General features: G+C 61.9%; 13 protein-coding genes and 3 tRNA genes. 7 read left to right on the top strand and 9 right to left on the bottom strand.

The window, feature by feature from the left end; all coding sequences use genetic code 11:
• Positions 1-96: 96 nt before the first annotated feature.
• Positions 97-173: transfer RNA gene (locus CSE6_RS12400), tRNA-Arg, on the bottom strand.
• Between the two features lie 147 nt (positions 174-320).
• Positions 321-397 (bottom strand) — tRNA-Arg (locus CSE6_RS12405).
• Positions 398-674: 277 nt separating this feature from the next.
• Here CSE6_RS12405 and CSE6_RS12410 point away from each other — a divergent pair.
• Complete coding sequence (locus tag CSE6_RS12410; RefSeq protein ID WP_034377768.1) at positions 675-2,198, top strand: PLP-dependent aminotransferase family protein; 1,524 nt, start codon at positions 675-677, stop codon at positions 2,196-2,198.
• Between the two features lie 54 nt (positions 2,199-2,252).
• On the opposite strand, the gene CSE6_RS12415 is transcribed toward CSE6_RS12410, so the two are convergent.
• Both CSE6_RS12415 and CSE6_RS12420 read right to left on the bottom strand, forming a co-directional pair.
• Positions 2,253-3,689: an amino acid permease gene (locus CSE6_RS12415; protein ID WP_012839587.1), complete on the bottom strand. Its 1,437-nt coding sequence runs from the start codon at positions 3,687-3,689 to the stop codon at positions 2,253-2,255.
• Positions 3,690-3,878: 189 nt separating this feature from the next.
• The gene (locus CSE6_RS12420) at positions 3,879-4,277 is read right to left on the bottom strand and encodes a nuclear transport factor 2 family protein (protein WP_012839588.1); all 399 of its coding nucleotides are present in this window, start codon (positions 4,275-4,277) and stop codon (positions 3,879-3,881) included.
• Positions 4,278-5,031: 754 nt separating this feature from the next.
• Here CSE6_RS12420 and CSE6_RS12425 point away from each other — a divergent pair.
• The 4 genes from CSE6_RS12425 to CSE6_RS12440 all read left to right on the top strand — a co-directional run bounded on the left by CSE6_RS12425 (position 5,032) and on the right by CSE6_RS12440 (position 9,755).
• A complete protein-coding gene (locus tag CSE6_RS12425; protein ID WP_059440691.1) occupies positions 5,032-6,453 on the top strand; it encodes an FAD-binding oxidoreductase in 1,422 nt (473 codons plus the stop codon).
• 565 nt (positions 6,454-7,018) lie between these two features.
• A complete protein-coding gene (gene tauA, locus CSE6_RS12430) occupies positions 7,019-8,026 on the top strand; it encodes a taurine ABC transporter substrate-binding protein (protein ID WP_003062701.1) in 1,008 nt (335 codons plus the stop codon).
• A 66-nt stretch (positions 8,027-8,092) separates the two neighbouring features.
• Positions 8,093-8,881, top strand: a complete 789-nt coding sequence (locus CSE6_RS12435) for a taurine ABC transporter ATP-binding protein (protein ID WP_059440692.1) — start codon at positions 8,093-8,095, stop codon at positions 8,879-8,881.
• On the top strand, positions 8,874-9,755 hold the full coding sequence (locus CSE6_RS12440) for an ABC transporter permease subunit (protein WP_034392179.1): 882 nt from the start codon (positions 8,874-8,876) through the stop codon (positions 9,753-9,755). The genes CSE6_RS12435 and CSE6_RS12440 overlap by 8 nt, the downstream gene beginning before the upstream one ends.
• Positions 9,756-9,902: 147 nt before the next feature.
• On the opposite strand, the gene CSE6_RS12445 is transcribed toward CSE6_RS12440, so the two are convergent.
• The 3 genes from CSE6_RS12445 to CSE6_RS12455 are packed head-to-tail and all read right to left on the bottom strand — an operon-like array spanning position 9,903 to position 13,400.
• Positions 9,903-11,603 carry a cobalt chelatase gene (locus tag CSE6_RS12445; RefSeq protein WP_059440693.1) on the bottom strand — a complete coding sequence of 567 codons (1,701 nt, stop codon included), beginning with the start codon at positions 11,601-11,603 and terminating at the stop codon, positions 9,903-9,905.
• On the bottom strand, positions 11,600-12,583 hold the full coding sequence (locus CSE6_RS12450) for an AAA family ATPase (RefSeq protein WP_045838672.1): 984 nt from the start codon (positions 12,581-12,583) through the stop codon (positions 11,600-11,602). Before CSE6_RS12450 ends, CSE6_RS12445 begins: the two co-directional genes overlap by 4 nt.
• A complete protein-coding gene (locus CSE6_RS12455; protein WP_034355635.1) occupies positions 12,576-13,400 on the bottom strand; it encodes an IclR family transcriptional regulator in 825 nt (274 codons plus the stop codon). Before CSE6_RS12455 ends, CSE6_RS12450 begins: the two co-directional genes overlap by 8 nt.
• 134 nt (positions 13,401-13,534) lie before the next feature.
• Here CSE6_RS12455 and xsc point away from each other — a divergent pair, with 134 nt between their 5' ends.
• Both xsc and CSE6_RS12465 read left to right on the top strand, forming a co-directional pair.
• Entirely contained in the window at positions 13,535-15,346 is a 1,812-nt protein-coding gene (gene xsc / locus CSE6_RS12460; RefSeq protein ID WP_059440694.1) for a sulfoacetaldehyde acetyltransferase, read from the top strand.
• Between the two features lie 222 nt (positions 15,347-15,568).
• A complete protein-coding gene (locus CSE6_RS12465; RefSeq protein WP_059440695.1) occupies positions 15,569-16,534 on the top strand; it encodes a bifunctional enoyl-CoA hydratase/phosphate acetyltransferase in 966 nt (321 codons plus the stop codon).
• Between the two features lie 124 nt (positions 16,535-16,658).
• Here CSE6_RS12465 and CSE6_RS12470 read toward each other — a convergent pair.
• Together CSE6_RS12470 and CSE6_RS12475 are read right to left on the bottom strand one after the other, a co-directional pair.
• A tRNA-Arg gene (locus CSE6_RS12470) sits at positions 16,659-16,735 on the bottom strand.
• A 136-nt stretch (positions 16,736-16,871) separates the two neighbouring features.
• Positions 16,872-17,540: a hypothetical protein gene (locus CSE6_RS12475; protein ID WP_059440696.1), complete on the bottom strand. Its 669-nt coding sequence runs from the start codon at positions 17,538-17,540 to the stop codon at positions 16,872-16,874.
• Positions 17,541-17,596 lie beyond the last annotated feature (56 nt).

Genomic DNA, 17,596 nt, shown 5'->3' on the forward strand with positions numbered 1-17,596 from the left:
CGATCTTCACACAGATCCGGGCCTGATCAGAGCATGGCTCGTCAAAGCCCGGAAACGAAAAAGCCTCAGAACCTTGCAGTTCTGAGGCTTGTCGTTTGGTGCGGCTGGCAGGAATCGAACCCACGACCCCTTGGTTCGTAGCCAAGTACTCTATCCAGCTGAGCTACAGCCGCTAAGCCTCGAATTATATACAGTTTTTGAAGCTACTCGGTGAAAACCCGGATTTTTCTTCAAAGACATCCAGCACCGGCAATCCTGCCGCCACAGGCAGAGCAGAAACGAAAAAGCCTCAGAACCTTGCAGTTCTGAGGCTTGTCGTTTGGTGCGGCTGGCAGGAATCGAACCCACGACCCCTTGGTTCGTAGCCAAGTACTCTATCCAGCTGAGCTACAGCCGCTAAGCCTCGAATTATATACAGTTTTTGGAGCCTGCAGAAAAGGTCTCCAGGATTTTCAGATCCCGCGCGCTGCTTCAGGCTTGCGACCACATGAAAAGCCTGATTCCAAGCACATGCATATGCGCTAATCTTGAGCGTTGAAACCGGTCCGCCAACAAGCTGCTGGCGGCCTCTGCAATGCCGCGTTCATGGACCCCAAAGAGCCAGCCCCCCGCGCGTCAGGGCAGCCGGTCGCTCCAGGCCGCCGCACGCTGCGGCAGTGCATTCAGAACCATCAATGACGACAGACAGACAACAGGCCTCGCCTTCGATTCCTCCATCCGTGGCCATGTGGGAGCAGCTGTTTCGCCGCAGCGCCAGGCCCTCTCTGAGCCTTCAGGGTCAGATTCGCGAAATGCTGGTCGATGCCATCCTCACCGGCATTCTCGCGCCCGGCGACGCTATCCCCTCAAGCCGGGAACTGGCCAAGCTGCTGGGCGTGGGCCGCATCACCGTGGTCATGGCCTACCAGCAACTGACCGAAGAGGCCTTCTTGCTGAGCCGCGAGAGAAAAGGCCATTTCATACACCCCGATGTGCTGCAGGGCCGCACGGCCGAGCGCACGCCGGGCAGCGGCAGGAGCACGGACGCCGAGGCGCACACGGACTGGTCGCGCCGCCTGTGGCTGCGCCCCAGCCTGCAGCGCAGCATCGTGAAGGAAGACGACTGGCAGCGGTTCCCCTATCCGTTTCTCTACGGCCAGTTCGACAAGGAGCTGTTTCCCACGGCCGCCTGGCGCGAATGCTGCCTCAAGTCCCTGGGCGTGGTGGACATCCGCATGTGGGCGCCCGATCACATCACCCGCGACGACGACAGCCTCATCCAGCAGGTGCAGACCAAGATCCTGCCGCGCCGCGGCGTCTGGGCGTCACCCGACGAAATCATCATCACGGTCGGCGCCCAGCATGCGCTGTACATGGTGGCCGATTTGCTGATGCGCGAGGGCACCTCCATCGGCATCGAAAACCCCTGCTACCCCGATGCGCGCAATATCTTCAGCAGCCGCACCTCGCAGGTCATCCCCATTGGCGTGGATGGCGATGGACTGCCTATCGTCAATGCCATGCGCAAGCTCGAGTACCTCTACGTCACGCCCAGCCATCAGTGCCCCACGGGTGTCACCATGCCGCTGGAGCGGCGCGAAGCCTTGCTCGAGGCCGCACAAAAGCACGATCTCATCATCATCGAGGACGACTACGAAAGCGAAAGCAGCTTCGACGAACAACCCATCCCGGCACTCAAAAGCCTGGACCGCAACAACCGCGTGATCTATATCGGCAGCCTCTCCAAGAGCCTGGCACCCGGCCTTCGCGTGGGCTATATCGTGGCTCCGCCCGAGCTGATCAAGGAGCTGCGCGCCCTGCGCCGCCTGATGATCCGCCATCCTTCCACCTTCATCCAGCGCACATTGGCCATGTTCATCTCGCTGGGCCACTACGAGGCCCAGCTGCGCCGCCTCGGCCAGGCCCAGAAAGAGCGTCATGCCGAGCTGACGGCAGCCATGGCTCGCTACCTGCCCCAATGCCGCATCACGCCGGTACGCGGCGGCGGCTCATGCTGGGTGCAACTGCCCGACCATGTGCCCGCGCAAGCGCTGGCACGCCAGGCCGCCGAGCATGGAGTGCTGATCGAGCCCGGCGATGTGTTCTTCACCTCCCCTCGCAACACGGGCAACTTCATACGCCTGGGCTATCAGTCCATTCCCGCAGGACAAATCGCCCACGGCATCAAGGCCCTGGCAGAAGCCATGCACTGCATGTAGAGGCGCAAAACAAAAGCCCCGGACTCAGGGTCCGGGGCTTTTTTGTCGTTCTCATCAATTCTTGCGCAGCTTGGGCGGAGCCAGCTCGTCGAGCAGCCCCTCGGGACTGATTCCGCGCCGCAACGCCTGGCGCACGCGATAGGCAATCAGCAAGATGCACAGACTGGCCACACCCAGGGCCAGCGGCGTGCGCTGTTCGGGAATGAAGCCCATGGCCACCACGATGGACAGCATGCCCGCAATCGCCAGCCAGGTCAGATAAGGAAAGCACCACATGCGCACCTTGAGCAGATGCGGAGCCTCGTTCTCCAATCGATAGCGCAGACGCAACTGGGAAATCGCAATCAGGATGTAGACGAAGATGGCAACCGTTCCGTAGGAGTTCACGAGAAAGGCGAACACCTTGTCGGGAGACAGATAGGACATGACGATGGCACCGTAGCCGAACAAGGTGGCCACCAGAATCGCGTACACGGGCACGCCGTTGCGGCTGACCTGGGCCAGCACCTTGGGCGCATCGCCGCGTCGCGTCAGCGCAAACAGCATGCGCGAAGAGGCATAAAGTCCGGAGTTGAGCGCCGACAACACGGCGGTCAGCACCACGGCATTCATGATCTGGGCAGCGGCCGGCACGCCCATGGCATCGAGAGCGCTGACATAGGGCGTGGACATGCCGATGGAGTTCCATGGCACCAGGCAGGCCACCAGCAGCACCGATCCCACATAGAACACCAGCACGCGCAGGATGACCGAATTCGTGGCCTTGGCCACCGCCTTCTGGGGCTCGGCGGTTTCGGCGGCCGCAATCGTCACGATCTCCGCGCCGAAATAGAAGCCGGTCGCGGCCACGGCGCCCGTGAGCACCGGAACAATGCCGTTGGGCATGAAGCCGCCGTTCTGGCTCAGGTTGGCGACATGCATTCCGCTGCCTCCCGGTGTCAGGCCCAGCACATAGACACCGGCAATGAACAGAAACACCACGATGGCGGCCACCTTCACGGATGCCAGCCAGAACTCGCACTCGCCAAAGGATTTGACCGAGACCAGATTGGTCAGCGTCATCATGATCAGCAGGACCAGGCTGATGCTCCAGGCCGGCACGTCGGGCAGCCAGTAACGCACCAGCTCCGCCCCCGCCACCGCTTCGATCGCCACGACGATGACCCAGAAATACCAGTACATCCAGCCCGTGAGAAATCCCGCCAGTTGGCCCACGGCGGGCCGGTCGCGCCAGGCTTCCCGGGCGTACTCGTAAAACGAGCCTCCCGTCATGGAGCAGGCCATCTCGCCCAGCATGCGCATGACCAGCACCACCAGCAGGCCGGTGATCAGAAAAGAGATGACGGCCGCCGGCCCGGCCGACTTGATGACCACGCCACTGCCGACGAAGAGCCCGGCACCGATGACACCGCCCAGGGCAATCATGGTCATGTGCCGCTGCTTGAGACTGTGCGACAGCCCGTCCGGCGACGAATGCGGATTTCCAATCATTTTTGTCTCCTGTCTTGCCGGCCTGGAAATGCCGGTCGCCACGGCTTTATGTATCTGGCTGTGCCTTGCTGCTCATGCAGGCCGTTGCCGTGGTCGTTCAGTTATCTGCTTGAAAATTGTTGCGCGAAGCCATGCGTGCAGCGCCCCCTGCCGCGAGACAAGAATGCGCGCACGCAAACCAGGCTCGTGTCAGGAAATCGCCACAGGCGGGCGATCCTTGCGGTAGGCGTTCTTGACGGCGATCTTGCCGTCGCGGAAGGTGAACACATCGACCATGCGTGCCTCTACACGCAGGCCGTCGGCCTTGGTGCCCTTGAAGGTGCTCTCCGAAACACCGCGCGTGCCTTGCACAAAATGCTCTCCATCCACCCAGGCCGCATCGGGGAATGCCTGCCAGGCCAGCTGAAAGCCCTCACGCACGGCTTCACGACCCACGAAGCTGCGTCCCATCAGATCAGGGCCGGCAACGGCATGAAACTCGCACTCGTCGGCCATGAAGTCCATCAATGCGTCAATGTCATGGCGATTCCACGCGTCGGAGAAACGCGCCAGAAACTGGACATCGGGTTGGGATTCTTGCTTGCTCATATGCTCTCCAGATTGCTGTCATGTCATGGGGGTCGACCATTGCAAAAGCGCCCCCTTTCTATCGAAAAATGCCTGAAATTCCGATGGCTCATGGTAGGTAGCACTGGCTCCATTTCGTAGGGCCAGTTGCCGGCAATCGTTAAGTCCAAGGCCTTGCCGCGCAAGGCAGTGATCCCTCGCGAGATGACGGCGGCGCGCACCGAAAGATGCCTTGAGAAAGTCCGCTTCTCCTCTGAGCGCGACGCTCTGCCCCAGCTCTTGCGGATGCAGACCGAAGCCCGCCGGCAAATGCCTCTTGCGCCGCTTCATTTAGGTGAAAACGATAGGAGAGCATCAACACGCTCAATGCGGTCATCGCTGCCACAGGCGCAGGGGAAGTTCACGACCACGCCCGCTGTCTGCACAGGTGGCGGTGGACTCCAGTGCATACCCCCGAGGTGACGGCTGACACAGCCTGTGTCATGCCGATCTGAAGCAGGCCGGCGCGCAGCCCCGCCCGGCGAGCGCGACTCGATGGGTCGCCCGGTTTGCAGGAGACTCGCTGCAGCCCGTCTGCGGCAATCCCGAGATTCGGATGGCCAGGCTTGCGCGCTGGCTCCATCAAAACCTGTGCCGTGGCCCTAACCAGCTGCACAAGGGGCTGGCTATGCTGCTCTGGACATCGCAAGCAGTGCATCTGCATTGACTTTGCGTCCATCAATTCCATAGCAATAGAGCGCCGCTTCAAACGCAGCCACACCAGGAGACGACCGCCATGAAAGCCGAGGACATCCGCCCCAGCCATCTGAATCCATACGACCCGCAGTACGACCCCCTGGTGGCAAGAACCCCCGGACATGGCGCCGGCTACGCTCCGACCTACTGGGTAGGGACGGCAGGCCGGCCACCCGAGGACGATGGTCCGGTCTGCGGCGACATGGAAGCCGATGTGGTCATCGTGGGCTCGGGCTTCACGGGCCTGTCCACTGCGCTGTTTCTGGCCCGCGAACACGGCATTCGCGCCGTGGTTCTCGAGGCCAACCAGAGCGCCTGGGGCTGCACCAGCCGCAACGGCGGCCAGGGCCAGAATGCCAGCGGCCGCCTCTATCGCTCGCAGTGGATAGAGCGCTGGGGCAAGGACACAGCCCTGAAGCTGGATGCGGAGATCCGCGAAGGATTCGACACGTTCAAGAAACTGGTTGCGGAGTTTCCAGAATGCGAGCCGCAACCGGGAGGGCATTTGTATATTGCCCACCGCGACAGAAAAATGGATTTTCTGCGCAACGAGACCCGCGTCATGCGCGAAGTCTTCGGCTACGACGCCCGCATACTCAGCGTCGATGCTGTGCGCCGTGACTATGTCGATGACGCCGACTGCCGTGGCGCGATGCATGAGCCCGACGGCATTGGCGTGCATCCGCTCAAGCTGGCATTCGGCTATCTGCGCAAGGCCCGCGAGCTGGGAGTGAAGATGCATCCCGCCAGCCCCGTGCTGGGCATGGAGACACGCAACGGCGTGCATTACCTCCAGACACCGGGCGGCACGGTCAAGGCACGCGCCGTCGGCTTTGCCACCGGTGGCTATACCAGCAACGGCCTTCACCGCAGTCTGCGCTCCAAGATCATGCCGATTCTCTCGAACTCGCTGGTCACCAGACCCTTGACGGAAGAAGAGCTGGCAGCCACCAATTTCAAGACCACGCAAGTCATCACCGACACGCGCACGCTGCGCTTTTACTACCGCAAGCTGCCCGACAACCGCGTGCAGATCGGCAGCCGCAGCGCCGTCACCGGCGCCGATGCGCCCAATCCGGTCCATATGGCCAAGCTGGTCGAGGGCCTGCACCACAAGTTCCCGGCCCTCAAGGGAATCCAGGTGGACTACTCCTGGTGGGGATGGGTCGATGTAAGCCACGACATGATGCCGCGTATCACCCAGCCCGATCCAAGGGAAAGCGTCTTCTATGCGGTCGGCTATGGCGGCAACGGCGTGTCGTTCTCTGCGCATGCAGGCCGTCGCATGGCCCAGCGCATCGCAGGCCAGAACATCAAGGCCTTCGAGTTGCCAATCTACAACTCATCGCTCGAATATCCGAATGTGTTCAATATGGTGCGCTCGGAGGCATTTGCACCATTTCGCCGCATGGGCCAGCGCTTTCTCTACCACTGGTATCACATGAACGACGAGAAGAACTGACCCTGCCAGCCGCCGTTCGGGCTTCGCGCAACGAAGAGCACCTTCCGCCAGGAAGGTGCTTTTTTTCATGCTATCTACGGATGCGGTGCGGCGCACACCCCGGAGCCCCGGCCACAGGAAAAACCGCCTCTCTGGCACGCATATTGCGCAAGCATTCATGCCTCTCGGACAGCCCAATCCTCCCTCATCTGTCTGCGATCAGTGAAACCACCTAAGCCCATGCAGACGCCGCAAAAACGCCCTTCACCAGGACCGAGATATCCCGCACAAGCCGCGCCATGCAAGGCTTTGCAATGCACGGTCGCGGTGCACGCCAACCCATGCTGCGCGCCCCATCCGGGGCCGTGCGCGACTGGACCTAACGATTCACAGCAACTGGCCCTACTGGCTGCGCAAGGTTGCTCACTACGATCCGCTCAGAAAGCTCTTTGAGCCTCGCGATGCGGCTTTCTACCGGTTCAGCCAGAAGCGGGAATGGGAAAGCAAGTCAGCAAGAGTGAGCACAGCAAGGGTTCTCTGGTCTAAGTCTTCAACCGATATCGCTCTAACCATGGAGAAATTGGCAATGAAAATGCAAAAACGATGGATGCTGAAAGCGGGTGCCGCAACAGCAGCACTGGCCATGACCGGCTTCGCGCTGGCGCAGCAGAAAACCGTGACCTTCGCCAACCAGGACATGCTGGTGCCTCTGCGCCTGGTCATGGAGTCGGGCGAGGTGGAAAAGGAGACAGGCTACAAGATCAACTGGCGCATGTTCTCGGGCGGCGGCGACGTGATACGGGCGATGGCCTCGGGCGACGTGCAGATGGGAGAGGTGGGATCCAGCCCGCTGACTGCTGCGGCCAGCCAGGGGCAGGACATCAAGCTGCTCTGGATCTCCGCGGATATCGCTGGTGCCGAAGCCCTGGTGGCTCGCGATGGCGGCGGCATCAGCAATTTCAAGAGCATGGAAGGCAAGCGCATTGGCGTGCCATTCGTCTCCACCGCGCACTACCAGCTGGTCGCTGCCCTGGGCAAGGAAGGCGTCGACGCGCGCAAGGTCAACATCATGAACATGCGCCCGCCAGAGATTGCCGCGGCCTGGGAACGCGGCGATATCGATGCCACCTTTGTCTGGGATCCGGTACTGGCCAAGGTCAAGCAAAAGGGCAAGGTGATTGCCACCTCCGGCTCCATTGCGCAGATGGGCTATCCCACCTTCGAGGGCATTGCCGTGAGCAGCAAGTTCGCCCAGGAAAATCCCCAGTTCATGGTGGCGTTCATCAAGGCCCTGAATCGGGCCAGCGCCCAGGTGCGCGACAACCTGGCCAGGTGGACTCCCGATTCGCCCGAGATCAAGGCGATTGCCAAATGGAGCAAGGCCGACCCCAAGGACGTGCCCGCAGCCATGGCGCTTTACCGCTTCCCCAGTGCTGAAGAGCAGCTCGGCGTGCAGTGGCTGGAAGGCGGTGCGGCCAAGGCAATGACCAATACTGCAACGTTTCTGAAGTCGCAGGGACGAATCCAGGAGGTCAGGCCCGACTACGCCGCGTACGTGACCAGCAGCTATGTCAAGCAGGCTCTCGGCCGCTGACTGCCCGCCCACGACGACCAACCCCGTCGTGGCTCCCAGCTTTGTTTCACATAGGAGGGCAATGTCATGCCGACTCTGGATATACGTGACCTGACCGTCAATTACGAGGTCAAGGGCGGACACTTGCAAGCCCTGGCCCCCGTCAACCTGACCATGAACGAAGGCGACTTCGTGGTCGCTCTGGGTGCATCGGGCTGCGGCAAGACAACACTGCTCAACTGCATGGCAGGCTTTCTGGCCCCTTCCAGCGGCCAGATCCTGCTGGACGGCAAGCCCATTCAGGGTCCAGGAGCCAATCAAGGGGTGGTGTTTCAGAAGCATGCGCTGATGCCTTGGCTCAATGTGATCGACAACGTCGCGCTGGGACTGCGCATGCGCGGCATGGATCTGAAGCAGCGCACACAGATCGCGGAAGAAAAACTGGGCCTCGTGGGCTTGCAGAACTACGCCAGGCGTGCCGTGTATGAACTCTCGGGTGGCATGCAGCAGCGTGTCGGCATTGCCCGTGCACTGGCCAACGATCCTGCACTGCTGCTGATGGATGAACCCATGGGTGCGCTGGACGCCTTCACGCGCGAGCAGGTTCAGGAAATCCTGCTGCGTGTCTGGCATGCCACCCACAAGATGGTGTTCTTCATCACCCATTCGGTGGAGGAGGCGCTGTTTCTCGCCAGCCGGCTGATCGTCATGAGCCCCAGCCCGGGCCGCATCTTCCATGTCTACGACGACATGCCGTTCTGCCATGAGTTTCTGCGCACCGGCGATGCGCGTGCCGTCAAGTCGCGCCCCGACTTCATCAGGATGCGCGAAGAAGTTCTGAGTCTGATTCACCACCGGGAGCCTGCCAATGTCTGAAGCAGTCCAAATCAACCATCTGCCCGCCACGACAGCGCGCGTGCAGCCCAAGGCCACTGCCCCGCAGGCGTCGGGACCGGTGAAGACCAGTCGCTTCAAGACCCCCGGCGAAGGCTCCAGCCTCGGCATCAGCATCGTCACCGTGGCCTTGCTGCTGGCACTGTGGTTCGCCGCCACCAATCTCGGCTGGATCAAGCCCTTGTTCCTGCCCAGCCCGCAAGCGGTGTTCCAGCAGTTCTATGAATACCTGACCGGGCAGGCCAACGACAAACCGCTGTGGCAGCATTTCTCTGCAAGTCTGCTGCGCGTGACCGTGGCGTTCTGGCTGGCCTTCATGATTGCCGTTCCGCTGGGCATCGCGATGGGAATGTCACGCTTTGCACGCGGCATCTTCGACCCCCCCATCGAGTTCTATCGCCCCCTGCCGCCACTGGCCTATCTGCCGCTGATCATCATCTGGTTCGGCATCGATGAAACGCCGAAGATCCTGCTGATCTTCCTGAGCTGTTTTGCGCCCCTGGCTCTGGCAGCCCGCTCGGGCATGCGCAGCGCAGCACAGGAGCAGATCAACGCCGCCTATTCGATGGGAGCGAGCTACTTCCAGGTGATCCGCCATGTGATCTTGCCGGCGGCCCTGCCCGACATTCTGGTGGGCATGCGCATTGCCATCGGCTTTGGCTGGACAACTCTGGTTGCCGCCGAAATGGTGGCGGCGAACGTGGGTCTGGGTCAGATGGTGCTCAACGCCTCGAACTTCCTGCGCACCGACATCGTGATCATGGGCATCATTGTCATCGGCGTGATCGCCTATGTGTTCGACCTGTTCATGCGCTGGGTCGAAAAGCGCCTGGTTCCATGGAAGGGACGCATGTAAGTCCGGTCGATTCCCCGGCGGGGATGGCTCCGGCAAGCAGACAGCGGGCAGGCATTGCGCCTTCCCGCTTTTCTGTTTTCCGTTGTTTCGGCTGGTCGCCTGAGCTTGCTCGGCCTTGTGCGATACCTGTCGCACGCGCCATTCCCGTCATCGTTTACACAGCATCTCGGCCACCGAAAACAGCAAGGCCTCGTCGAGATCGTGCTGCAGATCGACGGCAAGCCTTTGACGGTAGAAGACCCCCAGATCCAGCCCGACGCCCAGGGCGCAGACCTTCATGCCTCCCATGCGTTCCTGGGCGGCAAGAACCTGCCTCAGATGCTGATCCAGATAATGCTCGTCATTGGCCTGATGGGTGGCCGTATCCATGGGACAGCCATCGGAGATGACCAGCAGGATGCGACGTTGCGCGGCCTTTGCACGCAGCCTCTGGCACGCCCATTCCACCGCCTCGCCGTCGATGCCTTCACGAAAGATGTCGGGCTTGCGCAGTGCCGCAATGCCGTGCCGGGCATGACGCCAGGGCCTGGCACCGTCCTTGAAGACAATGTGCAGGCGCTCGTTGAGACGCCCCGGAAACTGCGGCTGGCCGGCGCGCTGCCAGCGGCGGCGTGCTCTGCCGCCATTCCAGGCCTGCGTGGAAAAGCCCAGTATCTCCACGCTTGCGCCGGCCATCTCCAGCGCCCGCCCCAGCACGTCGAGCAATAGCGACAGGGGCCTGGCATAGGTTTTCATGGAGCCCGAGCAGTCCATGAGAATGGTGACGGCGGTCTCGTTGACGGGGCGCTGCATTTCGTCCTTGAAGATCGCGCGCTGCTGCGGGTCCGTTACCAGCTGGGACAGGCGGCTGCCGTCCAGATGGCCTTCCTCCAGCCCGAAGCTCCAGCCGTTGCGCTGCGTGCTGGCCAGGCGCTGCTGCAGATAGCGTGCCAGCCGCCCGGCCTGCAGCAATCCCGAGCGCGCCAGCTCCTCGTCCATCTGCTCCCGGAACTGGGCCAGCTGCAGCGCACGGATCAGCTCGGCGGCCTGCACTTCCCTATCGAACTCGCGCGTGAAAACCCGGTAGCTTTGCGCTGTGCCGGTCCATGCCCGACTGTCGCCGCTTTGCGCCACGGGCATGCCGTCCTGACTCTGGGACTCAAAGTGCAGAGGCAGGGCAAAACTGCTGCGCCGCCTGGGGCCGCCGGCACCGCGCGGCGCATCGTCCTGCGCCGCACGCACCGCCATGCCGACCCAGCGGCTGACGGCCAGGGCAGGCTCGACAAACTGCTGCTGCCGGTCTCTGGCGCGCCGCAGCCGATCCCAGTGCCGGCCCAGCGGAGAAGCCATGGACATCCGCGTGGACTCCACCAGATCGGCCATGCGTTCCGGTATCTCATGCCCGGTCAGTCGGCTCCAGGCCGTGATGGCCACCGTAAACAGCAAAATTCCCAGACTGCTCTCCGTCAGGCCGGAATCCATGAAGGCCTGGCACCAGTTCACAAAGCGCTGGCGCATGTTCTCGCGCGCTCCGGGCCATGTCTCGGGAACCAGGCTCTCCACGCGCAGCTGCTCCAGCAGCTCGAACACCATGCGCTCCACCGGTTCCTGGGGCAGATGAGCCTGGAATAGTGCCTGGTCGCTCCAATGCAGACGCAGTCCCATGCTGTCGAGCAGGCCGCGCTGATCCGTCTGCTGCACCGGCACCTGGCTATGATGGGCCGCCGCCTGGGGTATGGGCGTGGTGCCGCGATACAGCGTCTGACCGCTCCATTGCAGGCTGGCGTCGCCGGTTACGGCGCGCAGCATGGCGCCACCCCAGGCTTCCATGCGGGACAGCGAGGCAGGGCCGGAGGTCCCGGCGCTCATGCCAGAAACGCCAGTGCTGGTTCTGCGGGCTGCGTCAGCTCCTGGGCAAAGCAGCGCTGGAAATATTCGCTCACGATGGCGCGCTCTGCAGGCTCGCATTTGTTGAGGAATGACAGCTCGAAGGCCTGCCTCAGGTCATGGAAGATGGCGATGTTCTCGGCCCAGGTAATCACCGTGCGCGGAGACATCAGCAAGGACAGATCCCCCACTGCAAAGCCCTTGCGTGTCAGCCCGGCCAGCGCCACCATGGCGTCCACCTTGCGGCGCCCATCGGCCGTGGCAAGCTCCGGCACACGCGCCAGCACGATGGCCGCTTCCTCGGCCGGGGGCAGATAGTTCAGGCTGGTGACCAGATTCCAGCGATCGAGCTGGGCATGGTTGAGCTGCTGCGTGCCGTGATAGAGCCCGTTGAGATTGCCCTGTCCCAGAGTGTTCATGGTGGCAAACAGCCGAAAACAGGGATGCGGCTGGATCACCCGCTTTTGATCGAGCAGGGTAAAGCTGCCTTCACGCTCCAGAACCCGCTGGATGACGAACATCACATCGGGGCGTCCGGCGTCGTACTCATCAAACACCATGGCCACGGGCCGCTGCAGCGCCCAGGGCAGAATGCCTTCCTGGAACTGGGTCACCTGCTTGCCTTCCTGCAGCACGATGCTGTCCTTGCCCACCAGATCCAGGCGGCTGATATGACCGTCCAGATTCACGCGCACGCAGGGCCAGTTCAACCTGGCGGCCACCTGCTCTATATGCGTGGATTTTCCCGTGCCGTGCAGGCCCTGAATGACAACGCGCCGGTTGTGCGAGAAGCCCGCCAGAATGGCCTGCGTCACCTGCGAATTCAGGCGGTAGGCCTTGTCAATCGCGGGAACATGTTCGCCCGGCTCGGCAAAAGCCGGCACGGTCATGTCCGTGTCGATGCCAAATACATCGCGCACGCTGACGGTACGGGTGGGCTGCAGCAGGCTCAGGTCAGTCATCATCGGCTTCCGGTGGAACGTCATCGTTAATGCGGGCGATCGCCGCGACGGCCGCCTGCAGCTTGGGAAGAAAGGACAAGGCCTTCTCCTTGGAAAAACGCATGATGGGCGCCTGCACCGCAAGCCCCATATTGGAGTTGCCATGGGGTGCGGGCACCAGCACGCCAAGGCACAGCAGCCCGGGCAGGAACTCCTCGTTGTCGAAGGCATAGCCCTGGGCGCGCACCTGATCGAGCTCCTGCTCCAGCGCCTCGAAGGTCGTCAGCGTGTTGCCGGTGAACGCCTCCAGCGGCACATTGGCCAGCAGCCGGCGGCGCTGGGCGGGCGACATCTGGCTCAGGAACAGCTTGCCCGTGGCCGAACAGTGCGCGGGCACGCGCGAGCCCGGATGCAGATAAAAGCGCAGCGGAGCCGGCGTCTCCACGCGGTCCAGATACAGGACCTCGCTGCCCGAAAAAGCCGTGATGTTGCAGCTCTCGCCGAGCTCGCGCACCAGCTGGGTCAGCACCGCATGCCGCGCGCCATGCGTGGTGTTGTTGAGCAACACGTTCTCCGCCAGCCGCATCAGCCGCTGGCCCGTGCCGTAGTGGCGGCCGTTGCCATCTCTTTGCAGGATTCCGGCGCCCTCCAGCTGCGCAAGCATGCGGTGCATGGTCGGCTTGGGCAAGCCTGTCTCTTCCACCATGGTTTGCAAGGTGAAGGGCTGGCTCTTCTGCGCCACGGCTTCCAGCAGCGCGAACAAACGCAGATTGGGCGTGTCTCCGTCCAGGCGAGCCGAGGGGATGTCTTCGCTGTGCTTCATATCGTTGTCGATCATATTAATTTCTATTTTTCGAGTCAATTTATTCCATAAAAAGAAATTTACTTGCACGAAAACAAAAAAATGCCATAGACTGACATCGTTATTTCTTTTTTCGGAACCATAGGTTTCAAATTTTCAAGGAGACAGAGATGGCTGCAACGGACAATCGTAAAGTGGTTGAAGGCGTTCACAAGATGACCCCTTCGGAAGCATTCGTGGAAACCTGCGTCGCCAATGGCGTCAGCGAGATGTTCGGCATCATGGGTTCCGCCTTCATGGATGCCATGGACATCTTCGCCCCCGCAGGCATTCGCCTGATCCCGGTGGTGCATGAGCAAGGTGCGGCCCACATGGCCGACGGCTATGCCCGCGTCTCGGGTCGCCACGGCGTGGTGATCGGCCAGAACGGCCCCGGCATCAGCAACTGCGTGACCGGGATTGCCGCAGCCTACTGGGCGCACAGCCCGGTGGTGATCGTGACTCCCGAGACCGGCACCATGGGCATGGGCCTGGGCGGTTTCCAGGAAGCCAATCAACTGCCCATGTTCCAGGAGTTCACCAAATACCAGGGCCATGTCTGCAACCCCAAGCGCATGGCCGAGTTCACGGGCCGCGTCTTCGACCGCGCCATGTCCGAGATGGGCCCGACCCAGCTCAATATTCCGCGTGACTACTTCTACGGCGAGATCGAGTGCGAGATCCCCAAGCCCATGCGTGTGGACCGCGGCCATGGCGGCGAAGCCAGCCTGCAGGCCGCCGTGGAGCTGCTCAAGACCGCCAAGTTCCCGGTGATCCTGGCCGGCGGCGGCGTGGTCATGGGCGATGCCGTGGAGGAAGCGAAGCAACTGGCCGAGCGCCTGGGCGCACCCGTGGCCACAGGCTATCTGCGCAACGACGCCTTCCCTGCCAAGCACCCGCTGTGGGCCGGCCCTCTGGGCTACCAGGGCTCCAAGGCCGCCATGAAGCTGATCGCCCAGGCCGACGTAGTGATTGCGCTGGGCTCGCGCATGGGTCCCTTCGGCACCCTGCCCCAGCATGGCATGGACTACTGGCCCAAGACCGCCAAGATCATCCAGATCGAGGCCGATCACACCAATCTGGGCCTGGTCAAGAAGATCGCCGTGGGCATCAACGGCGATGCCAAGGCCGTGGCGGCCGAACTGAGCAGGCGCCTGGCCGATGTGACACTGGGCTGCGATGCCACCAAGGCAGCGCGCGCCGACACCATCGCCACGGAAAAAGCCGCCTGGGAGAAGGAGCTCGACGGCTGGACCCACGAGCGCGACCCCTACAGCCTGGACATGATCGAAGAGGCCAAGGGCGAACGCACGCCGACCGGCGGCAGCTATCTGCATCCCCGCCAGGTGCTGCGCGAACTCGAAAAAGCCATGCCGGCGCGCGTCATGGTGTCCACCGACATCGGCAATATCAACTCGGTGGCCAACAGCTATCTGCGCTTCGACGAACCGCGCAGCTTCTTCGCTCCCATGAGCTTCGGCAACTGCGGCTATGCCCTGCCCACCATCATCGGCGCCAAGTGCGCAGCCCCCGATCGCCCGGCCATTGCCTACGCCGGCGACGGCGCCTGGGGCATGAGCATGATGGAAATCATGACCGCCGTGCGCCACGACATTCCCGTGACCGCCGTGGTGTTCCACAACCGCCAGTGGGGCGCGGAAAAGAAGAACCAGGTGGACTTCTACAACCGCCGCTTCGTGGCCGGCGAGCTGGAGAGCGAAAGCTTTTCCGACATCGCCAAGGCCATGGGCGCCGAAGGCATTGTGGTGGACCACATCGAGGACGTGGGCCCGGCGCTGCAAAAAGCCGTCGACATGCAGATGAAGGAAGGCAAGACCTGCGTGATCGAGATCATGTGCACCCGCGAGCTCGGCGATCCCTTCCGCCGCGATGCCTTGTCCAAGCCTGTGCGCATGCTGGACAAGTACAAGGACTTTGTCTGACGCCGTCTGACACCCCCTGAGGCGCTGCGCGCCTTCCCCCTCTCTACCCGCTGCGCGGGGGAGGGGGACGACACCCTCGGTGCGGGGCGGCCCTTCCTCGGTGTCCCTTGGTCGGGCCGCGCCGGGTTCATGCGCCTGGGTAAAGCGCAAGGCCCTCGAAAACCGACTCCCAGACCCCCTGCGTTGCTCGCGCCGGGCCCTGTACTTCCCGCAGGAGCATTCATGACTCCCTCACTCTCTCTTGCCGTGGCTGCCGACGATGCGCCCGCCACGCCTCGCCCTCATCTGCAGCATCTGCAGGAGCTCGCCCGCGCCAAAGGTCCGGTCGCCGTGGCCGTGGCCTACCCCTGCGATACCGGCTCTGTGCAGGCGGCCCTGCAAGCGGCGGAGGCCGGCCTGATCAGGCCACTGCTGGTAGGACCGCGTCAGCGCATCGAAGCCGCAGCCCGCTCTGCGGGTCTCGATCTGTCTGCCGCCGAGATCCACTCCACGGCGGACGACCCTCGCATCGCTGCGGCCCAGGCTGCGGCACTGTGCCGCGATGGCCAGGCCCGGGCTCTGATGAAGGGCAGCCTGCACAGCGACGATCTGCTCGGCGCGGCCGTGGCGCGCGAAGCCGGTCTGCGCGGCAGCCGCCGGGCCAGCCATGTATTCATCATGGACATCCCCGGCTATGACCGCCCGCTGCTGATGACCGACTGCGTGGTCAACATCTTCCCCAGCCTGATGGAAAAGCGCGATATCGCCCAGAACGCGGTCGATCTGGCGCAGGCCATAGGCATAGTCCAGCCCCGCGTGGCCCTGCTGTCGGCGGTAGAGACCGTCAACCCTGCCATTCCCGGCACCATCGATGCGGCAGCCCTGTGCAAGATGGCCGACCGCGGCCAGATCACGGGCGGCATTTTTGACGGCCCGCTGGCCTACGACAACGCCATCTCCCTGCATTCGGCACACAACAAGGGCATAGTCTCCGATGTCGCCGGTCGCCCCGATATCTTGCTGGCCCCCAACCTGGAAGCCGGCAACATGATCTACAAGCAGCTGGTCTACATGGCCGACGCCGAATGCGCCGGCCTGGTGCTGGGCATGCGCGTGCCCATCGTGCTGACCAGCCGCTCAGACTCCGTGGCCAGCCGCATCGCTTCCTGCGCCCTGGCCGTGCTGGCCAGTGCAGGGATGCTGGCATAGAGCAAGACCTGGTCAAGGTCCGGCCGGACACTGCGGTGGCCGGGCCTTTCTGTCAAACGCCTATCTCCCGCAGACGCCAGAAACGAAAAAGCCTCAGAGTATTTCTACTCTGAGGCTTAACGTTTGGTGCGGCTGGCAGGAATCGAACCCACGACCCCTTGGTTCGTAGCCAAGTACTCTATCCAGCTGAGCTACAGCCGCATTGGCGGAGAGGGTGGGACAAGTCCCAACACCATCAAGAATGCTTGTTAAAACAAGAACTTATCTCCGTTGAAGACGCTATTGTAGCGCAAAAAATTGGTACATCTTTTGATACACCGAATTTTTAGCCCTTCACTCAGACTTTGATAGGGCCGAACATCCCCGTATAGATCAAGGTTTCCCACACCTTTTTGATGCCTTGTCCAGTCTCTTGACTGACGAACAGGGATGAGCGGCTGCCGTGTGGAGAGCCCAACAAGTAATGACGCATCGTTGTCCATGTCTCCCCAACAGAAGACCACCTCCAACACGGCACTTCTTGCTCCAAGATCAAAGGCACTGCCAGCGATAGCGGGATCATTCGACCGGCTTCGAGTGGGCGATGCCAGTTGCATTTCACAAGAATTGGTGTGCACCCTTCGTTGTAAAACTTCACATCCAAGCGCTCTGCCGTAATGCTCGCAACAGGGTGAAGGGGCAAAGCATCTACGGAATCAATGACATCCTGCCCATCGTTATAGGGGCATGTGATGAACCCATTCACAAAAAATCTTGTGTGATCAAGACCTTTGTATCCCGTCTCTCGACTGGGGTAAGTCATCGGGTGACGTTCATCGTGATTGCAAACCAGTGGATGCCATGAAGGATACGAATCGACAACAGGCCCCAACTCATCAACAAGGTCTTCTAACTTGTATCTGCTTTGAGTCCGTTCGCCCTCATCCTTGAACCTTGCTGGCGGAATCAAATAATTCGCAGCTTCTTCAAATCCACTTCTTCCCGCTTCATCCGCTCGGAATGCCATACATCATCTCCAAAGAATTGACACAACATGCATGGTATATAGATTCAATGCGCAAA

This window comes from Comamonas sp. E6, assembly GCF_001010305.1.
Taxonomy (GTDB): Bacteria; Pseudomonadota; Gammaproteobacteria; order Burkholderiales; family Burkholderiaceae_C; genus Comamonas; species Comamonas thiooxydans.

Coding starts and splice junctions, on each gene's coding strand:
- CSE6_RS12420 (WP_012839588.1), bottom strand. CDS start 4,277: ATGAGCAAGCAAGAATCCCAACCCGATGTCCAGTTTCTGGCGCGTTTC.
- CSE6_RS12415 (WP_012839587.1), bottom strand. CDS start 3,689: ATGATTGGAAATCCGCATTCGTCGCCGGACGGGCTGTCGCACAGTCTC.
- CSE6_RS12450 (WP_045838672.1), bottom strand. CDS start 12,583: ATGACTGACCTGAGCCTGCTGCAGCCCACCCGTACCGTCAGCGTGCGC.
- CSE6_RS12435 (WP_059440692.1), top strand. CDS start 8,093: ATGCCGACTCTGGATATACGTGACCTGACCGTCAATTACGAGGTCAAG.
- CSE6_RS12455 (WP_034355635.1), bottom strand. CDS start 13,400: ATGATCGACAACGATATGAAGCACAGCGAAGACATCCCCTCGGCTCGC.
- CSE6_RS12475 (WP_059440696.1), bottom strand. CDS start 17,540: ATGGCATTCCGAGCGGATGAAGCGGGAAGAAGTGGATTTGAAGAAGCT.
- CSE6_RS12425 (WP_059440691.1), top strand. CDS start 5,032: ATGAAAGCCGAGGACATCCGCCCCAGCCATCTGAATCCATACGACCCG.
- xsc (WP_059440694.1), top strand. CDS start 13,535: ATGGCTGCAACGGACAATCGTAAAGTGGTTGAAGGCGTTCACAAGATG.
- CSE6_RS12440 (WP_034392179.1), top strand. CDS start 8,874: ATGTCTGAAGCAGTCCAAATCAACCATCTGCCCGCCACGACAGCGCGC.
- CSE6_RS12465 (WP_059440695.1), top strand. CDS start 15,569: ATGACTCCCTCACTCTCTCTTGCCGTGGCTGCCGACGATGCGCCCGCC.
- tauA (WP_003062701.1), top strand. CDS start 7,019: ATGAAAATGCAAAAACGATGGATGCTGAAAGCGGGTGCCGCAACAGCA.
- CSE6_RS12410 (WP_034377768.1), top strand. CDS start 675: ATGACGACAGACAGACAACAGGCCTCGCCTTCGATTCCTCCATCCGTG.
- CSE6_RS12445 (WP_059440693.1), bottom strand. CDS start 11,603: ATGAGCGCCGGGACCTCCGGCCCTGCCTCGCTGTCCCGCATGGAAGCC.